Below are 16,396 nucleotides of genomic sequence, written 5' to 3' on the forward strand. Positions count from 1 at the left end.
ATTTGTACCTGTATAGACTAGGACCTTTTTTATTTTGCTCCTTTTTTTCATAATTTGCAAGACAGAAAAATAACCGACCTTCTATATGAAAGTCGGTTTCTTCTATATAAAATGCGTATTTATCGCTCCATCTTTTTTTGGAAAGAAGACATTCCTATTAATAAGAAGAAATGAGAAGAAATTAAAATGACAATTAAAATAAAATTCAAACGATAACTATTTGTAGATTCCATAATTTTGCTCGCTACAGCTGGTCCAAATGCCATACCGAAAAAGTTAATTAAATTATATAAACCAAGACCGACTCCAACTTTAGTTGGATGTAATGTTTTCGGTATAAATGTGTTTAATGATACTTGAATAGCTGAATAACTCATAAATGTTAAAATAATCGCCACTACAATAACGACTATGTTCCCATTCGGAATAAACCCTAAAATTAAAAAGCCAACGATCATAATGACAGACGCTACATAAATCATATTCACATTTCCAAAGGAAGGGACAATTTTTCCAGTAATAAAACTAGATACAATACCAAAGAGTGATGCAATAAACAATGCAATTCCGATAACGAATGGAGACAATCCGTGCTCTCTTCCTAACAGCAATGGTAATAATAAACTAGCACATAACGCCACATTCATTATAAATCCGACCGCTATTAAACGAAGAAATGGTTTATTTGCAAACAACTCAATATCAATAAATGGATGCTCCGCGTTCTTCATACGAACCGTGAATAAAAATAAGAAAACTACCGATAACACAAATAGCCAACTATTAATATTTACACCTAATAAAACAGTCGTAATGAACGCAAATAATAACACCGCTCCAATGTAATCAAAATGAAACGCTTCATCCGTATGCTGTGCTTCTTCTGGCATAAATTTTATAAGTAAGAAAATCCCAACTACTGAAATAACCATAAATAAAAATAAATATGGCCAACCCAATGTATTTGTAATAGCCCCGCCAACTAAAGGACCAATACCTATTGCTAATGCAATAGAAGAACTGATCATCGCTAATGCATCAGGCTTCTTATCAGGAACAAATAATTTTGCCACTGCAATCATACTAAGCGCAATAAACGCCGCTCCTCCACTCGCCTGCACTAATCTTGCAAGAATGGTAATCGTATAAGATTGATTCATAAATCCAATAATAGAACCCGCTACAAATATGATGATTGAAATAATTAATAGTTTTTTTACACTATAACGATCAGCCAGCTTCCCATAGATCATCGAACCAATACCGACAACCAAGGAATAACCTACTACAACCCAGCTTACTTTCGATTGGCTAATGGATAAATCATTAGCAATATCTTCTAACGCTACATTAAATAAAACCGCATTCATCGGTCCTAATAAAACGATAAAACATAATGTAAGAACAAACCATTTTGAATGGTTACTTATATCTTTCCCCATGTGTAACACCTCTCCTGATTGTAGTAACTGTAAATGAAAAATAAAGTGAAACTTTAATCAGCGGGTGGTCTTCATCCTCCGCTATCACCACTAAACAACTTCATCAAATGTATAAATTTATCGCGCGACAAACTGAATTCGAAACGAAGCATGTATGTTGTTCGATATTCATGGAACTATCATAGTTTCAGCATTACAGTTTGTCAACGAAAAATATACAAAGTAAACTAAATCAGTGTTTTTAGTTTACTTTGTTCAAGAATTGTTATACACTAATTTCGAATCCGATATAAGGAGGACTGACGTGGTTATTCAAGTTTGCAATTTCTAACTTAATAAAATTAAGTAAATAAAGAGCTTTTATATAGAAGAAACATTATAGGAGGATTATGATGAAGAAAAAAATGTTAGTCGTATTAACGAGCGTAGAAAAATATCCAAATTTAAATAGAGCTACTGGTCTTTGGCTTGGTGAAGCTGTCCATTTCGTTAAAAAAGTAGAAGAAGCTGGTTACGAAGTAGATTATGTCAGCCCACAAGGCGGTTATACACCAATTGATCCGCATAGTTTAGCAATGGCGGAGAGCATCGATTGGGAATGGTATCAAAAGAAAGAATTTATGAATCGTCTCGGTTCTACAATGAAACCGAGTGAAGTGAATCCAGCAGACTACTCCGTCATTTATTACGCAGGCGGTCACGGTGTAATTTGGGACTTCCCAGAAAATAAAGAACTTCAAATGATTAGCCGCAACATTTATGAAAATGGCGGAATCGTTTCCTCTGTTTGTCACGGAGCTGCTGGTTTATTTCATATCACATTAAGTAATGGGGAACGTTTAATTAGTGGTAAAAAAGTAACAGGTTTTTCAAACGAAGAAGAAAAACTAGCTGAATTAGATCAATTTGTTCCATTTTTAACAGAAGATGAACTCATTAAAAATGGAGGACTTTACGAAAAAGCTGCGCAACCTTGGGAAGCTTATGCTATAGAAGATAATCGTGTTATCACTGGTCAAAACCCAGCTTCAGGTGGTTCAGTAGCTAAATTAGTATTACAACACGTAAACAAATAACAGGTGATAAAAAAAGCAGGTTTTCCATTATCATAGGAAAACCTGCTTTTTTACGAAATCATTTGCAAAATAGCAATAACTTCTTTTTCAATTTCGGAATCATCAATTGTATCTATATACTCTGGTTTAAAAAGTTGATACTTCTTCAATTGATAAAAATCAAGTATCGCTTTCTTTAACGTAATATCGTACTGAATACAAAAAGAATGATCTATAATACGTCTTAACATCACATCATCTTGCACCATAAATAATTGTGCGTTCATTTTATTAAAGTAGCCTTGTTCCATACCCGCTTCAAAAAACATTTGCAAATTATGATTACGATTTTGTTGTGCAGTGACTAGCTGATCAGATAAATGCGGATATGCCTCTTTCAAATCTTGTAAAAAGACATCAGAAATATATGTCACACATTTTAAAGAGTGGATAAACGTCTTTTGGAAACGTTCTGCAAAAGACATACTTTCATCTTGATTATCCGCATCTCCTTCAAGAAGATAGTTCATAAAATCTTCTACCACCGCTTCAATAATCTCATCTTTTGAAGAAAAACGTTTATATAAAGTAGCTTTACTAATATCCATATATTTCGCAATTTCATCTATTTTCAATTGGCTAAAACTCGTTTTTCTAATAACGGGCTTTATTTTATTAATATAAGTATTTGCACACGCAACTTTTCTCATTAAAAGAGCCTCCCCTTTTGTCCATACAAAATAGTATAGCAAATTCACGATTAATTATAAATGAAGTCACTATACTCAATACATCTTTTTAGTTTAAATCTTTTTCATTTACACTACTGAAAAAATGCCCGCTACCTTTATGAGTAGCGAGCACCTTTTCTATAATTTATTTACAGCTCTTCTTATAGCTTTCCCTATTTCCATACTAGACTGCGGGTTTTGCCCTGTAATTAAACGCCCATCTACTACTACATGCGGTGTGAAATTTGGAGCAACATAAAACAAAGCTCCTTCTTCTTTCAATTTACTTTCTAATAAAAACGGCACTCGCTTTTCTAAATGCACAGCTTTTTCCTCATCGTTTGTATAACCTGTTATACGCTTACCGGCAACAAAAAACGAGCCATCTTTATTTTTCACACCGACTAAAGAACTTACTCCGTGACAAACAGCCGCTACAATCCGATTATTGTTGTACATATTCTCAATCAAATTTGCAACATATGGATTACCTGGAAAATCTACAATTGCCCCGTGCCCACCACCAAATAAAACCGCATCATAATCCGAAAAATGAACATTTGAGATCGGCTTCGTATTTTGCAATAAAGAAGCGACATACTTAAATTCACGAGGTATCCCGTTCGGAATAGACACTCTATCAATAGGTACTTTACCGCCCTTTATCGACACAATATCAACATCGAACTTAGCTTTTTTAAATACATTATAAGGAGCTGCGAGCTCTTCCAGCCACAAACCAGTCGGGTGTCCATTCATATCATGAGCGCTTGTTGAAACTAACAATATCCTTTTCAACATATCCCCCCTCCTTACTACCTATTTATGTATGGAATGTTCTTATCATTCATATAGCAAGCGGAAAAAACGATAACAACAAGTTGACTTTTATACAAAAGGTCAGCTTGTTGTTATCGTTTGAATTCTTTCGTACGAAGATTTTCACAACCTTATAACTTTTATCTCCAACGCCACGCAATCGTGTTATCCTCCATATGAATAGCAGGTATATCAATCCCTAAATACCGCTGATTATCCTCATCAAAAACAGACCAATTTCCTTCATATAAAAATTCAGGATCTATGCTTTCAAAATCAAATCCACTATCTTCGTCTACCATCTCACGAAAATATTTTTGGAACGGTTTACTATTTTCATATAGACGAATTGTTCCATACATCCATGGCATGTCTCCAAAAACATCTTTAATTTCACCTATCTCCATATCCTTAAAATACAACTTCATATTTGCACCTTCTTATTTGTAAATGACACAGATACCTACCCTGAATGCCTCATCATGTTCTAAAGTAGTTATTTTTAACGTTTCTTTCTTAAACATATCTTCCTTCTCAAAGTCTGAAATACCTTTTTAAGTTCAAAATATAAACAGAAAAATAGCCGACTCTTCATATAAAAGTCGGCTTTCTTTTTATAGTTCGAGCTCTCCCATGCGAAGAAGCTCAACAACTGCTTGTGAACGTCCTTTAACTCCTAGCTTTTGCATTGCGTTTGAGATGTGGTTGCGTACTGTTTTTTCACTGATAAAAAGTTCACCTGCAATTTCCTTCGTTGTTTTATCTTGAACCAGTAATTCAAATACTTCTCTCTCTCTCTTTGTGAGTAACGGTTTAGATTGATACGCTTTTTCCTTCAACTGGTATAAACCTCCTTGCTTAAGCCAGAGCCGTGTATGTGTAAGTTGGGTGTTTATTTAGTCAAGATATTGTATGAACGAAATGTGCGGGTGGTGAATGAAAATAGGCTTTATTTCACATGTTATTTTAGACTTTTATACAGTGCAGACACTCTTTGTATCCACTCACTTTTCATTACGCCATATTTGTTCTAGTAATATGCTGACAACTGTACCTACGAACAAACCATTTCCGAATATATATTGCATAACAGATGGCAGTGATTGGAGTGCTCCAGACGGTAAAAACATAACACCGCTTCCAAATAATACAGAAACTCCTAAAACCGTTACATTCCTTTCGCTCATTGGCACTTGTTTTATATTATGAAACCCAATTCCAATTAACTGTACGAACGAAGCCATTAAAACCGCAGATGCGACAGCGGGTGGTAACGATGCTAAGTAACGAATAATATTTGGAAACAACGACATTACGACTAGTAACAAACATGCTAGTAAGAACGATCGTATATATTTTTGTTTCGTTAAACGTATAAATCCTGCCGTTGCTGGTAACGGCACGACACCTACAGTTGAAAATACAGAAGAAATGATATGCGAAATCCCTCCAACCCACGTACCACCCTTCAACTGTTTTTGTTCAATAGTCCCCTTTTGAATGGTAGCTTGATTAATTGCTATAATAGCTGCCACTGTATTTGAAACTAAAATACATACCATAACGAAACTGGATACAGCCATACCTGTATTCCACTTTGGAAGTCCCCAAGCAAATATTTGCGGAAGTTGCACAAAATGAGTTACTTGAGATGGAATCGTCATTTTTCCTGCAATGAGAAAAAGAATCCACCCACTAATTAATCCTATTAAAACCGCATAACTTTTGACAAAACCTTTTCCGAAGTTAGATAGTATAATAACGAAAAGAAATATGCTAAACGCAATTATCGCTGTAAATCCATCGATTTGAGAAACAGTAGCAGTAATTCCTAGCATTCCTTTTAGAAATACACCGCTTAATTGTAAACATAATAAAAGTAAAAACGTCCCTGTCACAAGCGGCGTGAATAAAAATAAAATACGTCCGATAAAACCAGTGACTCCTAATCCTATTAAAATAACACCGGAAATTATCATTCCTAATTCTAAAATTTGCAACGTACTATGTAATTGATCTTGCCCGGCCGTTGCATAAGCAAGTACGGTAAATACTCCAACCCACGATCCAGCTGGTCCATCCGCAATTGGTAGTCTATGTCCAAGCCACCCTTGTAAAAAAGAAGATATACCAACTACCAAAAACGTACGCTGCATTAAATAAAATATTTCTTCCGTTGTAAGATGAAATAATCCGCCAACGACAATTGGTAGTGCGATTGAATTCGCTAATAAAAATATAAACCATTGCAAAGTTCCCATAATATGATTTTGGTTATGTTGATTGTCCAAATTTTTCATCCTTTCTAGCTTCCCTATAAGAAATATATTGCAAGCATAACAAAGAAGGGTTCTACACTCACAATTAGAACCCTCCTCAAAACATTTACACGATTCTTTTACACAAGATTATTTAATTCCACCTCATTTAAACTTCCAACAACAATATTCCCTTTATGCACGACTAAACGTTTCTCTGTTTGACGCGCTACCGCTTCAGCAGTACATGTTGCATTCGTCAAAACAAAACTCGCTTCATCTCCTACATTCGGCCATGCTCGCTTCCCTTCATTGTTTAACGTTTCTTTTCCTCCCGTAATAAAGTGAAGGGCTTTTCCTAAAGACCTTTCGTCACTCCACCCAAAACGTTCCGCTAATCGATTTGCCTTTTGCAGCATATCACCTGTGCCAAACGGTGACCAATGATCAGTAATACTATCATTTCCTAATGAAACTTTCACACCTTTTTTATCTAATAACGGAATTGGGATTACTTGTTTCCCAATTGGCACCGTTGAAGTAATATCAATATTTAAAGCAGCTAGTCTTTCCGCCACTTCTTCAACTTCTTTATCCGTAACACCACCAAGTCCAAGTGCATGACTAATTGTTACGCGACCTTGCCATCCCGCTTCTTCTGTTAAACTTGCCAATCGCTTCATCGTAAACGTCCCAAGATTATTCGCATCATGCAGATGAATATCAACATCCGCATTAAATTCTACTGCGATATCCATAATGGTATGTAATGATTTTTCAATATCATTATCCACTGTAGCTGGATCCACTCCACCGACTAGATGCGCACCCATACGCATCGCATCTTTCACAAGTTGTACAGAATTACTGCGCAATAATCCATGTTGCGGAAAAGCAACAATTCTACCAGAAACCTGATTTTTATATGTTTCCAACGCCGCTAACGTCGCCTCCAAATTACCAAGTCCAATAATCGGATCAACATTACAATGCGTTCTTATATTCGTTGCACCATTTCGAAGCAATAACGCTAACATATTTTCCGCCCTATCTTGAGCAGTTGCTAATTGCTTCGGCAGAATTTTTTCTTCTTCATTAAAACGCGTAAAAATATTCTCTGCTGGCATACAAGCTTTCCAAGGGCCACTATAATATGTCTTATCAATATGAATATGCATCTCTTCGAAAGCTGGCAAAATCAATAAACGATTAGCATCAAGAATTAATACTCCTTCCTCTTGAACAGCCCCTGCTATCATTTTTTTAATTCGTCCATCTTCAATGAGTAAACTACATAACTCTGTTTCTGTTTGGGAAATTCTCCCCTCTTCATATGTATACCCCGATTCAAGCATTACATTAGTCAGCCAATATACTGTCATCTCTATTTCCCCCACCCTTTATTAAAAGTTACCTCTTACTATAATTTTAATATCAACTGAAAATTAAGACAATTAATACGACTGTTCCCTAAAAAAATGTAATACAACCGCATAGTCTTCTCATAAATTTCCATATAGAATAGAAGTATATAGCTTGCTATAAAGTGAAACTTTGATCAGTGGGGGTTGTTCATCCCCCCACTGATCATTAGTTAAACCAATCGGGCTTTTACAGGCAGTTAATCCCCACCTAACTTCTTTGCTTTCGCTGAATTTTTAGGTGGAGTTCTTACTACCCGTTAAAGCGGGATAAAAAGGAGTGGATTGGAAGATGTCAAAAAGGTTATGTAAATCCGAAACTGATAAAATGCTATTTGGTATATGTGGTGGTTTAGGGGAATATTTTGATATTAGCTCTACTCTCATTCGCATACTTTGGGTCATTGCTATTTTATGTTTTGGGACGGGGTTTTTAGTTTATTTTATTTGTTTATTACTTATGCCACGTTCGTACTAGTGGCATCCTGCATATACTTAATCGAAATATAAAAAATCACCTATAGAATTCTATAGGTGATTTTTTTATGAAGAATATTTCATCGTTAAATGTAATACTGCTACTTCATCTTCTTCATTTCTATAACTATGTTTTTTATTCGCTTCAAATTGAATAGAGTCAAACTCATTTAATTCGTATACATCGCTTTCTACTTGAATCGATACTTTCCCTTTCATTACTGTTACAAGCTCAATAGCACCTTCATGATGAGCTTCTGGTTCATATATACTATTCGATCTTAAACAAGCACGGTGCATTTCCATCCCCGTTTCTTTCGTATAGCGGAACATCGTTTCTAAATGCCATGCTTGTCCTACATCTACTGCAAATCCTTCTCCGCAGCGCGCCACAGCTACAGGTTCTCCAACAACCATCAATCTCGATAAAGGAATCGATAACCCTTTCGTTATTTTCCAAATGACAGCTAACGTCGGATTCGTTTCGCCTCTTTCAATCTTTCCTAATGTTAATTTACTAACCCCTGTTTTTTGGGCTAATTCTTCTAAACTTAATTTTTGTTCATTTCGAATTTGTCTTAACAGCTGACCTACTTGCTGAATGACTTCTTTCGTTTGCATATCTTCATGTTCTTTCATCTATAAAACCACCTTAAAGTATAAAATAGTTTACTTTTATTATTTTTAAGTATATTATACTATACATAATTATCAAATTCCGAAAGGAGTGCTATACTTCATGCGCGCAATTTTATTAGGCCTTTTATCATCAGCCTTTTTTTCCGCAACCTTTATTATTAATCGAGCGATGAATGTATCTGGAACGAGCTGGGCCTGGACAGCTTCCTTCCGTTTTTTATTTGCTCTCCCTATTTTATTCCTTATCGTTTTATTTCGCAAAAACTTAAGGGGTTTATGGGAAGAATTAAAGAAACATCCATTAGCGTGGATCGGATGGGGTTCCGTTGCTGGTATTGGTTTCTATTCTTTATTAAGTTTCGCAGCTGTCTTTTCTCCAGCTTGGCTCGTTGCTGGAACTTGGCAAGTTACTATATTAGCAGGTTTACTTTTATCACCATTATTCTTCGTTAAATTAGAAACGAAATCAGGCACAAAACTTGTACGCGGAAAAATTCCACTTCGTAGTTTATATGTCGCATTATTTATTTTACTTGGTGTAATTTGTATGCAAGCGACTGCAGCAGGTCATATTACAATGACTCAGTTCATTTCAGGTTTTTTACCTGTCGTAGTAGCAGCCTTCTTATATCCATTCGGCAACCGAAAAATGATGGAACTTGTTGGCGGACGTCTTGATACGTTCCAACGTGTATTAGGAATGGCAATAGGAAGTCTACCTATAACAATTTTACTTGGTATATATGGATTTTCTACTACCGGTATTCCAACATCCAGCCAAATGTTGCAAGGATTTTTGTTAGCCTTATGTTCTGGCGTGATTGCGACGATGACATTTTTCTTTGCTACTGACTTAGCCAAAGATAACCTCTCTCTACTTGGAGCTGTTGAAGCAACGCAAGCTGGAACGATGGTCTTTACCGTGCTTGGCGAAATTGTTTTCTTGAATGGTTCATTTCCTGGTGGTCTTTCCCTACTAGGAATGATTATTATTATGTTAGGAATGGTTGCAAATAGCGTTTTAAACCGTTCTGCTCCAGTCGTTAAGCAGAAAAAAACTGCATAAAAAAGAGTATAGTTCTCTAACAAAGAACTATACTCTTTTTTATTGTCCCCCTATTTCGCCTTATCAGAATAGTATTTCATTAGCTGTTTATACTAAAACCTATGTTATAATACGTTTCATGCGCAATATTAGGAGGTAAATTATGTTAAAAAAAGCAATCGCTGAATTTATTGGTACATTTGTACTTGTATTATTCGGAACTGGAGTAGCTGTCATTGGCGGCGGAATTGAAGGAATTGGAACATTAGGAATCGCTATGGCTTTCGGTCTATCTATTGTGGCTATGGCATATAGCATCGGAACAATTTCTGGATGTCACATTAACCCAGCAGTATCAGTAGCTATGTTCATCAACAAAAGAATGAACGCTATGGAACTTTGTTATTATGTATTAGCTCAAATTTTAGGTGGTTTATTAGGAACTGCAACGTTAGTAACGATTTTACGCTCTGCTAAAACACCTTTAGATAATTTAGGACAAAATGGTTTTGGAACTCTTGGTTTATCTGGAGCATTTCTAGTTGAATTTATTTTAACTTTCGTATTCATTTTAGTTATCGTTGCTGTAACAGGTAAAAAAGGAAGTTCTTCTCTAGCAGGATTAGTAATTGGTTTCACATTAGTTTTAGTTCACTTATTAGGAATTCCGTTAACTGGAACTTCTGTTAACCCAGCTCGTAGTATCGCACCAGCTCTATTCGCTGGCGGAGAAGCACTTTCTCAACTATGGGTATTCATCGTAGCACCAATTCTTGGTGGTATCGTAGCAGCTATTGTTGGTAAATTCATTTTAAATACTGAAAAATAGAATTTTCAATATTTCTGAATAAAAAAAGGCGAGCCCTCATTATGAGGTTGCTCGCTTTTTTTACTCTTTCATTTTAGACTTTAAGTTTGTAACTAATTGATCTACCGTTACATTTGCAAGTACGTTTTCCATCGCTTCTTGCGCTTGCATTAAAATAATTTCTAATACTGATTGAATATTAGCTCCTACTGGACATTCAATGTTGGGATTTTCATGGAAGGAAAATAGTTGTCCTTCTTCTACAACTTCCACTGCTTTATATACATCAAGTAATGTAATTTCTTCTAAATCACGAGCAAGTGTCGTACCACCTTTACCAGCTTGTACATCAACAAGTCCTGCTCTCTTCAACATTCCTGTAATGCGACGAATCACAACTGGATTTGTATTCACACTACCAGCAATCCATTCAGAGGTACAGCGAGAGTTTCGATCTATCGCAAGTAACGTTAACATATGAACACCTACTGTAAAACGACTACTAATCCCCATCTGCACACCCTCCTTTGTATTCATTCTATTAAAAGACGACTCTTATTATTATATACTATTTTTAATTTATACATAAAGAAAAAGCATGATTCCAATAGGAAATCATACTTTTCTCTCATTATTGACGCTTTATAAACTTCGCTAAATCTTTAAATTTCACTTTATCTGAGTAATTCATTACGCCATTTACGTAAATGCGGCTTGTAACAGCACTTAAAATACCGATTGTCGCTAAAAGCCCCGCCAATGTTATCATAATTTCTAACATACCAGTTTCACCAGCTACAAAGCGTGAGAATGTAACCATCGGGGTAAAGAACGGAACATAAGAGCTTATAACAACGATAGTACTATTTGGGTCACCTAACGATTTAAGACTTATAAAGAATGCTGCAATTATTAAAATTGAAATTGGTAGCATTACACCTTGCAAATCCTCCGTCTTAGAAACAACCGCACCAGCAGCTGCATACATCATCGCATACAGGAAATATCCTGTAACAAAATAAATTAGGAACATACCGATTATTTTTGCATCTAACTTTGTAACATCAATTACGCCAAATAATGAACCATTTTCTAAATCTACCCACCCTAGTAAATAAGGAACTAAATAACCACATGCCAATATGACAAGTTGTAATAACGCCGTTGAAACAACCGCTAAAATTTTTGCATACATCATCGTAAGAGGTTTTACTTTCGGAATCATAACTTCCATAACGCGAGAAGCTTTTTCAGAAGCAATATTCATCGCAATTGTGCTTCCGAACGCAACAATAAACATATATAAAGCGAATATGAAGAAATATGCAATTCCGGCAGAGGCAGAACGATCTTTTATTGCTTCTTGTTTCACAGAAATTTCGGTTTGCAATTGTTGTGCAATTTCTGGTGAAACATTATGTTTAGCAACTGTTACCGCCATATATTTTCCCTTTAAATAACTAGCTATAATTGTAGAATTTGTTTCACTAGCGAACCCATTAAACATATACGTGACTTCTGGAACTCCATTCTTTTCAGTTACACGAAACAAACCGTCTAACTCGCCTTCTTCTACTTGTTTATGCAGTTTATTGAAATCTTCTTTTGAACCAATTGTTAATTTAGCTGATGGTAATAACTTAGTTAACTCTTCTTTTTGTATTTTATATGTAGAACTCTCTGTCACAACTGCAATTTTATCTTTATCCTTATTTTTATCATTACTTGAAGTAAAATGATTGAACGCAAAAATCCCAAAAACAATTAAAAATAAAATCGCGCTCATGATTAATGATTTTTTAGATAAAAATGCTTCCCTGAAATAAAATGAAAATACGTGAGAAAATTTACGCATCGTTATTTCGCCCTCTCTACAAAGATTTCGTTTAACGTCGGCTCTAACATTTTAAATTGTCGTAAGGTAACACCTTGTTCTTGCAACTGTTGTAAAATCTTTAGAGCTTCTGCATCATCTTGTACTTGCACATAAAGAAGGCCTTGTTGTTTTTCATACGATACATGAATAGCTTCTAATCCCTTCGCATTCTCTTCTGTATCTTCAATCGTTAAATTACGGAAACCGTACTCTTTTTTAATATCACTTAACTGGCCTTTTACGACTGCTTCGCCTTTTTTCAAAATACATACATGTTGGCAAAAAGCCTCTACTTGTTCCATACGATGACTAGATAAAATAATTGTCTTTCCGCTCTGTACTTGTTCTTCAATAATGCTAGCTAACATTCCAGCATTAACTGGATCCAGTCCACTAAATGGTTCATCTAAAATGAGAAGTTCAGGATTATGAAGAAGAGCAGCAATTAATTGGATTTTTTGCTGATTTCCTTTTGAAAGCTCTCCTGCCGTTTTAAATTTATATTCCGGTATTGCTAATCGCTCTAACCAGTGATCAATAGCAAGATCTACTTCTTTTTTCGACATTCCTTCTAATCTACCAAAATATCGCAACTGGTCTATTACTCTACTTTTTGTATATAAACCTCTTTCTTCTGGTAAATACCCAATCGTTACCCCACTAGTCCCAAATGATTTTCCATCCCATGTAATAGATCCTTCATTAGGCGTTAATAATCCGAGAAGCATTTTGATTGTCGTTGTTTTTCCTGCACCATTTCGTCCAAGTAATCCTAGCACTTCACCTTTTGGTAACGAAATTTGCAAACCGTTCACTGCTTTTGATTCCCCAAATAGTTTCGTTAAGTTCTGAATTTGTAAACTCAAAGTATAAAGCCTCCCCTTTAATATCATTCATACTCTCTCTCAAAGACTATGTTTATTCAGGATAAAATATAGCACTACACTTCATCCTCTTAGTATGTAACATCTCCTTAATCCATCATTTGTTCTATTTAGTTAAAATTGTAAATAATATCATGTCATTTGTCAATTATAATTGTCATTTAGACAATAAAAGTTGTCAAAATGATTTCCATTATTTTTCTCATCTTTCTAATATAGGACATACTACTATATATACAAAAGACAATATGCAAATGTTCATAAAAAATTTTTATATTTTAATATATAATATAAGATGATTTTCTAACATCAAGGAGGATACATATGAAGATGAAGAGGGGTATTACCACTTTATTATCTGTAGCGGTTCTATCTACATCGCTTGTAGCATGTTCAGGAACACCAGAGAAAACAGTGGCAAAAGAAGAAAAAGTAAAATTAACAGAACAGCAATTAATGGCTGATTTATGGTATCAAACAGCCGGTGAAACGAAAGCACTTTACTACCAAGGATACAATATCGGTCAATTGAAGCTTGATGCAGCTCTTGCAAAAGGGACAGAGAAAAAACCTGCTATCGTACTTGATTTAGATGAAACGGTTTTAGACAACAGTCCTCATCAAGCAATGAGCGTAAAAACAGGAAAAGGCTATCCGTATAAATGGGATGACTGGATTAATAAGGCTGAAGCTGAAGCCCTTCCAGGCGCAATTGATTTCTTAAAATATACAGAATCTAAAGGTGTAGATATTTATTACATCTCAAATCGTAAAACGAACCAACTAGATGCAACAATTAAAAATCTTGAGCGTGTAGGTGCTCCTCAAGCAACGAAAGAACATATATTACTACAAGATCCGAAAGAAAAAGGAAAAGAAAAACGCCGTGAACTCGTTTCGCAAACACATGATATCGTCTTATTCTTCGGTGATAACTTATCTGATTTCACTGGTTTTGATGGGAAATCTGTAAAAGATCGCAATCAAACAGTTGCAGATTCAAAAGAACAATTTGGTGAGAAATTTATTATTTTCCCGAATCCGATGTATGGCGATTGGGAAGGCGCTTTATATGATTATGATTTCAAAAAATCAGATGCTGAAAAAGATAAAATCCGTCGCGACAACTTAAAATCATTTGATGCAAAATAAAGAGGATGGCATTCGCCATCCTCTTTATTTTCCCTTCTCTGTTAAAGGCAAGATAAACACTTCCACACGCCTATTCTTCGCCTTTCCTTCTTGTGTATCGTTTGGAGCAATTGAACGGTATTCTCCGTAACCAATCGCACTAAATTTTTCTGGTTGTAATTCTTTATTTTGGAGTAATACTTGCATAAAATTAACTGCACGCTGCGTACTTAATTCCCAGTTCGATGCAAACTGCGCATTGGCAATAGGGACATTATCCGTATGACCAGATACTGTAATCTCACGAGGTGACGCTGAAACAAGTAAGCTAGACATCTCTTTTGCAATCCCTAGTGATTCTAACTTCACATCTGCTTTCCCCGAATCAAACAGCACATTCTCTAATATTGTCACCATTAATCCCTTTTCAGTTAATTTAGTTTGAAAAGAAGAGGATAATTGTTTCTCATTAATATATTGATCAATCTTTTTTTGTAATGCTTTCAATTCATCCATTTCTTTTTTTTCTTTTTCTCTAGCTTCTTCTTGTTTTTTTGCTTGTTCTGCCTCAAGGCTACTTGCTGATAATTCCTTTTCATCATTTGGCTTCTGATCACTTAAAAACTCTTTATTTCCTGTTCCACCTGCTAATTCGCTTCGAAATGCTACTGCCATCTGTTTGAACTTCGCAGCATCTATACTACTCATCGCAAATAAAACGATGAACAATGCAAATAACAACGTTAACATATCAGAATAAGGGATTAACCAAGTTTCATCGATATGTTCTTCGTGTTTTTTCTTTTTACCTCTTCTATTTTTTTTACTCCGCATTTTTTTCTGCTCCTTTTTCTAGCTTTTTACGTTCAGTTGCAGAAAGTGCACCTAAAATGCGGTTCTTCATAATAAACGGATATGTACCCTCTTGTAACATTAATAAACAATCAATAATTAAACGTTTTTTCTCTAATTCAGCTGCAGATTTTTGCTTTAGTTTATTTGCAAATGGATGCCATAATACATAGCCTGAAAAAATACCGAAAATCGTTGCAATAAAAGCACCCGAAATAGCGTGACCTAACTTTTCAATATCAGTTAAATTGCCAAGTGCAGCTACAAGACCAATAACAGCACCTAAAACCCCTAATGTCGGTGCATATGTACCAGCTTGAGAAAAAATTGCCGCTCCTTTTGCATGCCTTTCTTCAATTGCTTCTAATTCAGCTTCTAAAATCTGTTCTAGATCTTCTGCGGATACGCCATCAATCACAAATTTCATACCACGCAAAAGAAATTCATCTTGAATTTTGTCTAATTGTTGCTCTAAAGACAAAATACCGTATTTTCTACTTTCTGATGTCCAATGAACAAATAATTCTAGCAACTGTTCATAACTTAAATCCTTTTTATTTGAACCAAAAAGAACTTTAAATAATTTTGGAACCCTTTTTAGTTGATTCATCGGAAATGCTATACATACTGCAGCAAATGTACCGATAAAAATAATTAATGCTGCGGCAGGATTCAATAAGGCATTTATGTCAGCGCCCTTGACGACCATCCCTACTACTACCGCTACAAATCCTAAAATAAGTCCAATAATTGTTGCAAAATCCATTCCCATTCACTCCTAGTCTATACAAGAAGTTCTTTATTCTCGATAATCGCTACATCTTCTTATGTATATATATTACATAAAAAATTCATTTCATGAAAGATAAGAAATGAATTAAATGAAAAAATACTACAATTTCACACATTTTCTGACATTTTCTTTGCATTTCTATTACGTTACGACTCTTATATTTCT

Annotated in this window: 18 protein-coding genes; 5 read left to right on the forward strand and 13 right to left on the reverse strand. The window is 35.1% G+C overall.

The features are described 5' to 3' along the window. Window positions 1-119 precede the first annotated feature (119 nt). The gene (locus AC1DMU_RS03915) at window positions 120-1,442 is read right to left on the reverse strand and encodes an MFS transporter (protein WP_088064519.1); all 1,323 of its coding nucleotides are present in this window, start codon (window positions 1,440-1,442) and stop codon (window positions 120-122) included. Window positions 1,443-1,834: 392 nt separating this feature from the next. On the opposite strand from AC1DMU_RS03915, the gene AC1DMU_RS03920 reads away from it, so the two are divergent. After that, window positions 1,835-2,518 carry a type 1 glutamine amidotransferase domain-containing protein gene (locus AC1DMU_RS03920; protein WP_088064520.1) on the forward strand — a complete coding sequence of 228 codons (684 nt, stop codon included), beginning with the start codon at window positions 1,835-1,837 and terminating at the stop codon, window positions 2,516-2,518. A gap of 50 nt (window positions 2,519-2,568) precedes the next feature. Here AC1DMU_RS03920 and AC1DMU_RS03925 read toward each other — a convergent pair whose 3' ends face one another. From AC1DMU_RS03925 to AC1DMU_RS03950, 6 genes are all read right to left on the reverse strand, one after another. After that, window positions 2,569-3,207 (reverse strand): TetR/AcrR family transcriptional regulator, encoded by a 639-nt coding sequence (locus tag AC1DMU_RS03925; protein WP_088064521.1) that lies wholly within the window; start codon window positions 3,205-3,207, stop codon window positions 2,569-2,571. A gap of 159 nt (window positions 3,208-3,366) precedes the next feature. Continuing rightward, window positions 3,367-4,029, reverse strand: coding sequence for a type 1 glutamine amidotransferase domain-containing protein (locus tag AC1DMU_RS03930; protein WP_046956269.1), 663 nt, complete (start codon window positions 4,027-4,029; stop codon window positions 3,367-3,369). Between the two features lie 158 nt (window positions 4,030-4,187). Beyond that, on the reverse strand, window positions 4,188-4,475 hold the full coding sequence (locus AC1DMU_RS03935) for a hypothetical protein (protein WP_048541328.1): 288 nt from the start codon (window positions 4,473-4,475) through the stop codon (window positions 4,188-4,190). 186 nt (window positions 4,476-4,661) lie between these two features. Continuing rightward, window positions 4,662-4,886 carry a spore germination transcription factor GerE gene (gene gerE, locus AC1DMU_RS03940; protein WP_000659484.1) on the reverse strand — a complete coding sequence of 75 codons (225 nt, stop codon included), beginning with the start codon at window positions 4,884-4,886 and terminating at the stop codon, window positions 4,662-4,664. Between the two features lie 165 nt (window positions 4,887-5,051). After that, a complete protein-coding gene (locus AC1DMU_RS03945) occupies window positions 5,052-6,347 on the reverse strand; it encodes a purine/pyrimidine permease (RefSeq protein ID WP_088064522.1) in 1,296 nt (431 codons plus the stop codon). A 98-nt stretch (window positions 6,348-6,445) separates the two neighbouring features. After that, window positions 6,446-7,687: an amidohydrolase family protein gene (locus tag AC1DMU_RS03950; RefSeq protein ID WP_075312488.1), complete on the reverse strand. Its 1,242-nt coding sequence runs from the start codon at window positions 7,685-7,687 to the stop codon at window positions 6,446-6,448. Between the two features lie 331 nt (window positions 7,688-8,018). Between AC1DMU_RS03950 and AC1DMU_RS03955 the strand changes: the two genes are divergently transcribed. After that, window positions 8,019-8,204: a PspC domain-containing protein gene (locus AC1DMU_RS03955; protein WP_000044335.1), complete on the forward strand. Its 186-nt coding sequence runs from the start codon at window positions 8,019-8,021 to the stop codon at window positions 8,202-8,204. Window positions 8,205-8,269: 65 nt separating this feature from the next. On the opposite strand, the gene AC1DMU_RS03960 is transcribed toward AC1DMU_RS03955, so the two are convergent. Next, entirely contained in the window at window positions 8,270-8,842 is a 573-nt protein-coding gene (locus AC1DMU_RS03960; protein WP_000658052.1) for a helix-turn-helix domain-containing protein, read from the reverse strand. 100 nt (window positions 8,843-8,942) lie between these two features. Here AC1DMU_RS03960 and AC1DMU_RS03965 point away from each other — a divergent pair, with 100 nt between their 5' ends. After that, complete coding sequence (locus AC1DMU_RS03965; RefSeq protein WP_048541288.1) at window positions 8,943-9,908, forward strand: DMT family transporter; 966 nt, start codon at window positions 8,943-8,945, stop codon at window positions 9,906-9,908. A gap of 142 nt (window positions 9,909-10,050) precedes the next feature. Next, window positions 10,051-10,716, forward strand: a complete 666-nt coding sequence (locus tag AC1DMU_RS03970) for an MIP/aquaporin family protein (RefSeq protein WP_000913204.1) — start codon at window positions 10,051-10,053, stop codon at window positions 10,714-10,716. A 60-nt stretch (window positions 10,717-10,776) separates the two neighbouring features. On the opposite strand, the gene AC1DMU_RS03975 is transcribed toward AC1DMU_RS03970, so the two are convergent. The 3 genes from AC1DMU_RS03975 to AC1DMU_RS03985 all read right to left on the reverse strand — a co-directional run bounded on the left by AC1DMU_RS03975 (window position 10,777) and on the right by AC1DMU_RS03985 (window position 13,437). Then, entirely contained in the window at window positions 10,777-11,208 is a 432-nt protein-coding gene (locus AC1DMU_RS03975) for an Rrf2 family transcriptional regulator (RefSeq protein WP_000512998.1), read from the reverse strand. Window positions 11,209-11,326: 118 nt separating this feature from the next. Next, window positions 11,327-12,550 (reverse strand): ABC transporter permease, encoded by a 1,224-nt coding sequence (locus AC1DMU_RS03980; RefSeq protein ID WP_001224961.1) that lies wholly within the window; start codon window positions 12,548-12,550, stop codon window positions 11,327-11,329. A 2-nt stretch (window positions 12,551-12,552) separates the two neighbouring features. After that, window positions 12,553-13,437 (reverse strand): ABC transporter ATP-binding protein, encoded by an 885-nt coding sequence (locus AC1DMU_RS03985; RefSeq protein WP_137014411.1) that lies wholly within the window; start codon window positions 13,435-13,437, stop codon window positions 12,553-12,555. 342 nt (window positions 13,438-13,779) lie between these two features. On the opposite strand from AC1DMU_RS03985, the gene AC1DMU_RS03990 reads away from it, so the two are divergent. Beyond that, window positions 13,780-14,607, forward strand: coding sequence for a 5'-nucleotidase, lipoprotein e(P4) family (locus tag AC1DMU_RS03990; protein ID WP_000782761.1), 828 nt, complete (start codon window positions 13,780-13,782; stop codon window positions 14,605-14,607). A gap of 24 nt (window positions 14,608-14,631) precedes the next feature. Here AC1DMU_RS03990 and motB read toward each other — a convergent pair whose 3' ends face one another. Further along, window positions 14,632-15,420: a flagellar motor protein MotB gene (motB, locus tag AC1DMU_RS03995; protein WP_001256743.1), complete on the reverse strand. Its 789-nt coding sequence runs from the start codon at window positions 15,418-15,420 to the stop codon at window positions 14,632-14,634. Then, window positions 15,410-16,204 carry a flagellar motor stator protein MotA gene (motA, locus tag AC1DMU_RS04000; protein WP_060488187.1) on the reverse strand — a complete coding sequence of 265 codons (795 nt, stop codon included), beginning with the start codon at window positions 16,202-16,204 and terminating at the stop codon, window positions 15,410-15,412. Before motA ends, motB begins: the two co-directional genes overlap by 11 nt. Window positions 16,205-16,396: the final 192 nt, after the last annotated feature.

The sequence above is a fragment of the Bacillus sp. 01N45 genome, from assembly GCF_056399205.1.